Origin of the sequence: Psychrobacter sp. UBA3068 (genome assembly GCF_002366815.1) — a bacterium.
GTDB lineage: Bacteria > Pseudomonadota > Gammaproteobacteria > Pseudomonadales > Moraxellaceae > Psychrobacter > Psychrobacter namhaensis.
Window position 1 is genome coordinate 102,578 of record NZ_DFBY01000045.1, and the last position, 6,000, is coordinate 108,577.

Here is a 6,000-nt window from a genome sequence, read left to right on the forward strand (position 1 = left end):
CGATTTTATTTCGAACGGACTATAGCATTTTTCCTATGATTAAGAAGCTGCTCAGGAACTTGATAACCGTTTTAAGTCTGTCCAATCTGTACTCTTTGGATACTCATCTATTGATTTTCCTGCAATGGTTAGATTTGGTGCCAACTCTAAGAGCGGTATCAATACAAAATTACGCTCAGGCAATCCAGCATGCGGTATCGTTAGCTTAGGATCCATCATTTGTGTGTCGCCGTACAACAAAATATCCACGTCAAGACTACGCTCGCCCCAACGTCTCAAGCGCGCACGCTTTGCCTGCTGTTCTAACTGCTGGCAAAACGCAAGTAACTCAAACGCTGTCAGCGTCGTCTCAAAACCAGTCACTGCATTGATAAAATCAGGCTGATCTTGCGGCCCCATAGGTGCTGATGCATAAAATGAAGACACGCTAACTTTTCGTATCTGCTTATGGTCTCGCATGCCTGCCACTGCTTGCTGCAAGTGCTCTATAGGTGAACCCAGCTCATTAGATAGATTACTACCCAAGCCGACATAGCAGGTTACCCAAGTACCATTAACCGCACTACTACCGCTAACGAAAGCAGGTTTTTTATTGCCAGGCATGGCACTATTATCAAAGCTACTCATCGTTTCACCACCTTACTCACCTATCTGTACTCTACACTAATAACATTACGCCTTCTCAGGGCTGGGTTGGCGACGGCGACGCTTTGATGGCACAGGGCCTTTATTGCCGTTCGCCTTTATAGCCGCAGTCTGAGTACGAGCCGCTTGATTGGTTTTAGCAGATTTTGCGGTGGTTGCTTTGGCGGATTTTTTAGCGTCAGCTTTATCAGTCGGTTGCACCGCGGGCTTAGGTTGCTTTTTTGCATACTTCGTAGGCGTTTGCGCTTGCTTGTCATCACCTGGCGTCTCGACACTGCTCGTACTATCGACAGAGGGCTGACGACGGCGGCGCTTATGCGGAATCGGCTCGTTATTCATGCTGACTAGTGCAGGCGATCTTGCTACCGAACGCGTCGTAGGTGCCGGTTTAGCCGCTGACTGCTGGTCGTTAGACAACTGGGCAGTATTTGAGCGTTCACTTTTAGTAGCAGATTTTGCCATCTGACTATTTGGCTCTTTTTCAGCCGGTGCCTGCTGAGTGGCTGCTTTTTTCTGCGTTGTCGCCTGATTACGCTTGGGCTGTGAGTCTTTGTCATTAGGTAGTTGCTTTTGCAGCGGTGGTACGACTTTTTCATGCTCTATGACAAACAAGGGCGCAGGCTTTGCATCACGGCGTTTGTTTGCCGATTGGTTACTGCTAGCTAGAGACAACTGCTGTAGCTGAGCAAGCTCACTACTGTCTTGTTTTACCTGCTGCGTCATATGCGCTTTGCTATCATTACGACTAGCGTTAGATTGGCTTGCAGCGCGGCGACGGCGTGCTGGGACATTTGCTGGATCGTTTAGCATTGTCTGTTTATTCCCACTCTTCTCCATACTATCCTTAACTTGGTTTGGCTTTGTACTGCTTTGATGAGAGGTGGAATTATCAGTGGTATTTACTTCTGGTTTTTGCCGATTGCGACCACGACCACGCTGCCCCTTTTTATAAGCGCCTCGGCGAATATTTTCATCAAACTCATCAATCGCTTGCTGTTGTTCTTGTTCAGACAAGGTCTGATACGTTTGCCACCAGTCGCCCATGCCATTGGTCGACTCTGACAGGGGATGCTCGGCATCACCGCACTGCTCACGCAATAACAAAAAGTCAAAACCCGCTCGGAAGCGTGGGTGCTCAGAGAGTTGGACAATTTGTTTGCTACGCGGGGCGGCAAGTCTCGGCTGCAATATCCAGATATCACGGATAAACTGCTCAGCAAATTTGGGAATCGCCGTCTTAATACGTTGACGATCGATGACTTTGGTAGCGGCATGCATCTGTGCTTCAGCGAACGGCATATTGCGCTTTTTGGCTTTTGCCAATTGATGCAAGTAATTTTCCCACAGTAGCGCCGCATAAAAGAACGCAGGATTGATGCTCTTGCCCGCCGCAATACGTTTGTCGGTATTAATCGCTACTTGGTTCACTAAGGCGCTTGGCTCAGACGGGGGATAAATGATTAAGCTATCAATCGCACCCGACTCAAACAATAATGGCAATAACGGCACCAGATAGCCGCCCGTAAACATTTTTTGCGTCTCATCATAGAGACGATGCGGCGATATCTGCTCAAGCAGCGCCCAATTACCATCATGAAACTGCGATGCCAGCGCGTCATCAAATTCAAAGCCCAACTTGGCTTTAAAACGTAGCGCACGTAACAACCGTACTGGATCTTCTTCAATCCGTACAGGCGCGTTGCCCAACAGACGAATGATTTTATTATCAATGTCTTCAAGCGCACCGCAAAAATCGTGAACCACCCCTTTGAGCGGCTGATAATAAAGCGCATTGATAGAAAAGTCGCGACGAGAGAAATCTTGTTTGATGTCCCCCCAAACGTTGTCACGCAGGATCATACCGTCTCGATTGGTATTGGCATCACTGGTTGGTGGGCCACGAAAAGTCGCCACTTCAATCAATTCTCTGCCTGAATACACATGCGCTAATTGAAAGCGGCGACCGATAATACGGCAACGCTTACCAAAAACATCTTTGATTTCATGCGGCTTGGCGTCGGTGACGGCATCAAAGTCTTTCGGGCGTAGACCCAATAAGGTATCGCGCACACCACCACCGACGATATAGGCATCAAACCCAGCTCGGGTCAATGTGGCAATCACTTCAGTAATGGAATTGGGTAATTCAGATTTATTCAGTTCTAACTGCTTGGCGGCACGCTCGGCCATGCATCTACTCCTCGCCGGTATTCTTTGACCACCTCTGACGAACACAGCGTTTATCAGGCGGATGTACCTGCTAGTTTAACAAATTTTGGGCGTGCTGGGTGTGTTATGACATCTACTTACGTGCTATTTTGTCAATATTGGGCTGATTGCTGCAAAATAGGGCGATCAATCCTGCACGCTTAAACGTTCTCGATTTTTCTCGACGGTTTTTGTACCGATCCCTTTGACTTTTGTTAATTCATCGAAGGTTTTAAAATCGCCAAACATCTCACGGTATAAAACAATTGCCTGTGCTTTACTGCTGCCAATACCGTTTAAAGACACCAACTCACCTTCGCTAGCACGATTGATGTTAATGATCTTTTGCTCACGCGCTTGTATGGCTGACGCTTCTTTTGCGAGCAAATAGTCATAGGCACGCTGAGGACTATCGAAACAGGGCGCAGCGTTAGCACTAATAGGCATCATAGCGACGCATATGAGTCCCACAAGACCAAGAGCCATGGTGAGTGTCACCGTCGTTGTTGAGCTAACAGACGAGGCTTTATGATGAACGTTCATGTCGTTTGGCCGCTTCCCACAATGCATCCATCTCTGTGATATCGCTGTCCTCTAAACCCTTGCCAGCCACTGCTAGCTGCTCTTCGATGTAACCAAAACGTGATTTAAACTTATGCACGCAGGTCAAGGTGGCGGTTTCTGCATCTAGGTTCAGTTTACGAGCGACATTGACGAGCGCGAACATACAATCGCCCAGCTCTTTTTCTATTTCTCTGATGTTGGCTTTGATTTCAACGTTGGACTTATTTGTGAGCTCAGCCTTTAACTCAGCAACCTCTTCATCCAACTTATCAAAAGCCCCGCTGACACCGTCCCAATCAAAACCCAATGCTGATGCCTGCTTTTGTACATCCTGTGCTTGCATCAAAGCGCTACCTGCTTTGACTTCATCTAAACGGCGTGGCGTTTTGCCGCGTGCTAGGCGGGCTTGCTGCTCCTCTGCTTTAATCTCATCCCAGCGTACTTTTACCGCAGCATCATCTTTGAGCGTTTCGGCTTCAAACACATGCGGATGCCGGCGAATCAGCTTCTCTTGTAAAGTGGTAATGACGTCCTTCATATCAAAGCGGCCTTGCTCAGCGTACATCTGACAATGAAAAACCACTTGCAGTAGCACATCACCAAGCTCACCTTTGATATCCTCATCGTCATCGCTCTGGACAGCCTCGCCCAACTCATAGGCCTCTTCAATGGCATACGGAATTAAGCTATGATTGGTCTGTTTTTTATCCCATGGGCAATCGGCACGCAGCCGCGCCATCAACGCTAGAAGATCTGCCAGTTGCCCGCTTGCGTCTGGCGTCCCTTGCGCGGGTTTGGGTGCTTTAGTGGTATTGTCTATTATACTCATAAGGGTTGCTCTTATAATTTAACGTTTTTTCAGACAGTTAATGATAGTGTATCATTGAACCCTGATAGACTTATCATTGTGCTATTTACTTCTTCATTTTACCATTGCTCACACGCAAGGAAACTTATCATTATGTCCACTTCAGCGAACACTGGCTATCAACCAGCAGCGGAATTCAGTCCCATTACTATCGATTCGTTTAAGGCTTATGATATACGCGGTGAGCTTGGGGTCAATCTCGATGAAGACATTGCTTATCGTATAGGACGAGCCTTTGCACAGATATTGTCTAGGCGCTATGACACCATGGCTGACACCCAAGCCAGCGACATGAGCAGTCTACAGCCTGTTATCGTTATTGGTAGCGACATTCGCCATTCAAGTGAACCATTAAAACAGGCCACTATTACTGGTATGCTAGACGCTGGCGTTGATGTCATCGATTTGGGTATGACCGGTACAGAAGAGGTGTACTTTGCCACCAGTCATTATAAAGCGTTAGGCGGCATTGAAGTCACAGCAAGTCACAATCCCATTAATTACAATGGCTTAAAGTTGGTGAAAGAGTATTCAAAACCAATCAGCGCCGATGATGGTTTGGCAGAGATTCAAGCACTGGCAGAGTCTGGATTGTTTACTACGGATAAGCCATCCGGCAACTTGCAGCTATTGACAGATAAAAGCCCTTATATCAATCACGTGATGAGCTTTATCGATACTGATAAACTCAAACCGCTAAAACTGGTGATTAATTCAGGCAATGGCAGCGCGGGTCCCGTGGTTGATTTATTGACCGACAAGCTGAGACAAGCGGACGCACCAATTGAGATCATTAAACTCCATCATACCCCTGATGGTAGCTTCCCTAACGGTATTCCCAATCCAATGATTGCAGCCAATAGAATCGCAACTCAGCAAGCCGTGTTAAAAAACAATGCCGATCTTGGTATTGCCTTCGATGGCGATTTTGACCGTTGTTTCTTGTTTGATGAAAATGGCGAGTTTATTGATGGCAGCTACGTGGTGGGTATGCTGGCACAAGCATTTTTGAATAAATACCCAGCTGAGTCGATCGTCTATGACCCAAGAGTGATCTACAATACCGAGGCGGTGGTTAAAGAATACAAGGGTAAGGCCGTTATCAGTAAGTCTGGACACTCCTTTATCAAGCAAGTCATGCGTGATTCTGGGGCAGTGTATGGGGGCGAGATGTCCGCTCATCACTATTTTCGTGACTTCTTCTATTGCGACAGCGGTATGATTCCATGGCTACTCACCATTGAGTTATTGTCTATTACAGGTAAAACATTGTCTGAGTTGGTCACAGGCTATATCCAAGCTTACCCCAGCTCAGGCGAGCGAAACTTTCGCCTCACCACTCACGATGCGCCCACCATTATTAGCGCTATTGAAAGTAAGTTTGGCCCAGAAAACCCCACTAAATCGACACTGGATGGCCTCAGTCTCAATTTCGGTGATTGGCGTTTTAACTTACGCGCGTCGAATACTGAACCGCTTATCAGGCTCAATATAGAGAGTCACGGCGATGCAGCATTGTTAGCCACCAAGACTCAAGAGATTGAGCAGTGGTTGGCAGTACAAGGAGCCATACCAGCTTAAAGTTATACAGTCAGTTCAAGATAAAAAACCCTTTAAACAGTATTTCTAAAGGAATTGGCTAACTAATTTATTAAACGGCTATGTTTGGTTGCAAATAAAAAAGGCTCGCTATGAACCGACCCCCATAAGTTGGA

5 protein-coding genes are annotated in these 6,000 nt (G+C 46.9%); 1 reads left to right on the forward strand and 4 read right to left on the reverse strand.

Going from position 1 to position 6,000, the window contains the following annotated elements; all coding sequences use genetic code 11:
• Positions 1 to 51: 51 nt before the first annotated feature.
• From folK to mazG, 4 genes are all read right to left on the reverse strand, one after another.
• Entirely contained in the window at positions 52 to 603 is a 552-nt protein-coding gene (gene folK / locus B2P60_RS10780) for a 2-amino-4-hydroxy-6-hydroxymethyldihydropteridine diphosphokinase (protein ID WP_286741309.1), read from the reverse strand.
• Between the two features lie 69 nt (positions 604 to 672).
• Positions 673 to 2,835, reverse strand: coding sequence for a polynucleotide adenylyltransferase PcnB (gene pcnB, locus B2P60_RS10785; RefSeq protein ID WP_286741303.1), 2,163 nt, complete (start codon positions 2,833 to 2,835; stop codon positions 673 to 675).
• Between the two features lie 165 nt (positions 2,836 to 3,000).
• A complete protein-coding gene (locus B2P60_RS10790) occupies positions 3,001 to 3,396 on the reverse strand; it encodes a ComEA family DNA-binding protein (protein WP_349678348.1) in 396 nt (131 codons plus the stop codon).
• Complete coding sequence (gene mazG / locus B2P60_RS10795) at positions 3,380 to 4,246, reverse strand: nucleoside triphosphate pyrophosphohydrolase (protein WP_286741304.1); 867 nt, start codon at positions 4,244 to 4,246, stop codon at positions 3,380 to 3,382. The genes B2P60_RS10790 and mazG overlap by 17 nt, the downstream gene beginning before the upstream one ends.
• A 132-nt stretch (positions 4,247 to 4,378) precedes the next feature.
• Between mazG and B2P60_RS10800 the strand changes: the two genes are divergently transcribed.
• A complete protein-coding gene (locus B2P60_RS10800) occupies positions 4,379 to 5,866 on the forward strand; it encodes a phosphomannomutase CpsG (protein WP_286741305.1) in 1,488 nt (495 codons plus the stop codon).
• Positions 5,867 to 6,000: the final 134 nt, after the last annotated feature.

Coding starts and splice junctions, on each gene's coding strand:
- folK (WP_286741309.1), bottom strand. CDS start 603: ATGCCTGGCAATAAAAAACCTGCTTTCGTTAGCGGTAGTAGTGCGGTT.
- pcnB (WP_286741303.1), bottom strand. CDS start 2,835: ATGGCCGAGCGTGCCGCCAAGCAGTTAGAACTGAATAAATCTGAATTA.
- B2P60_RS10790 (WP_349678348.1), bottom strand. CDS start 3,396: ATGAACGTTCATCATAAAGCCTCGTCTGTTAGCTCAACAACGACGGTG.
- mazG (WP_286741304.1), bottom strand. CDS start 4,246: ATGAGTATAATAGACAATACCACTAAAGCACCCAAACCCGCGCAAGGG.
- B2P60_RS10800 (WP_286741305.1), top strand. CDS start 4,379: ATGTCCACTTCAGCGAACACTGGCTATCAACCAGCAGCGGAATTCAGT.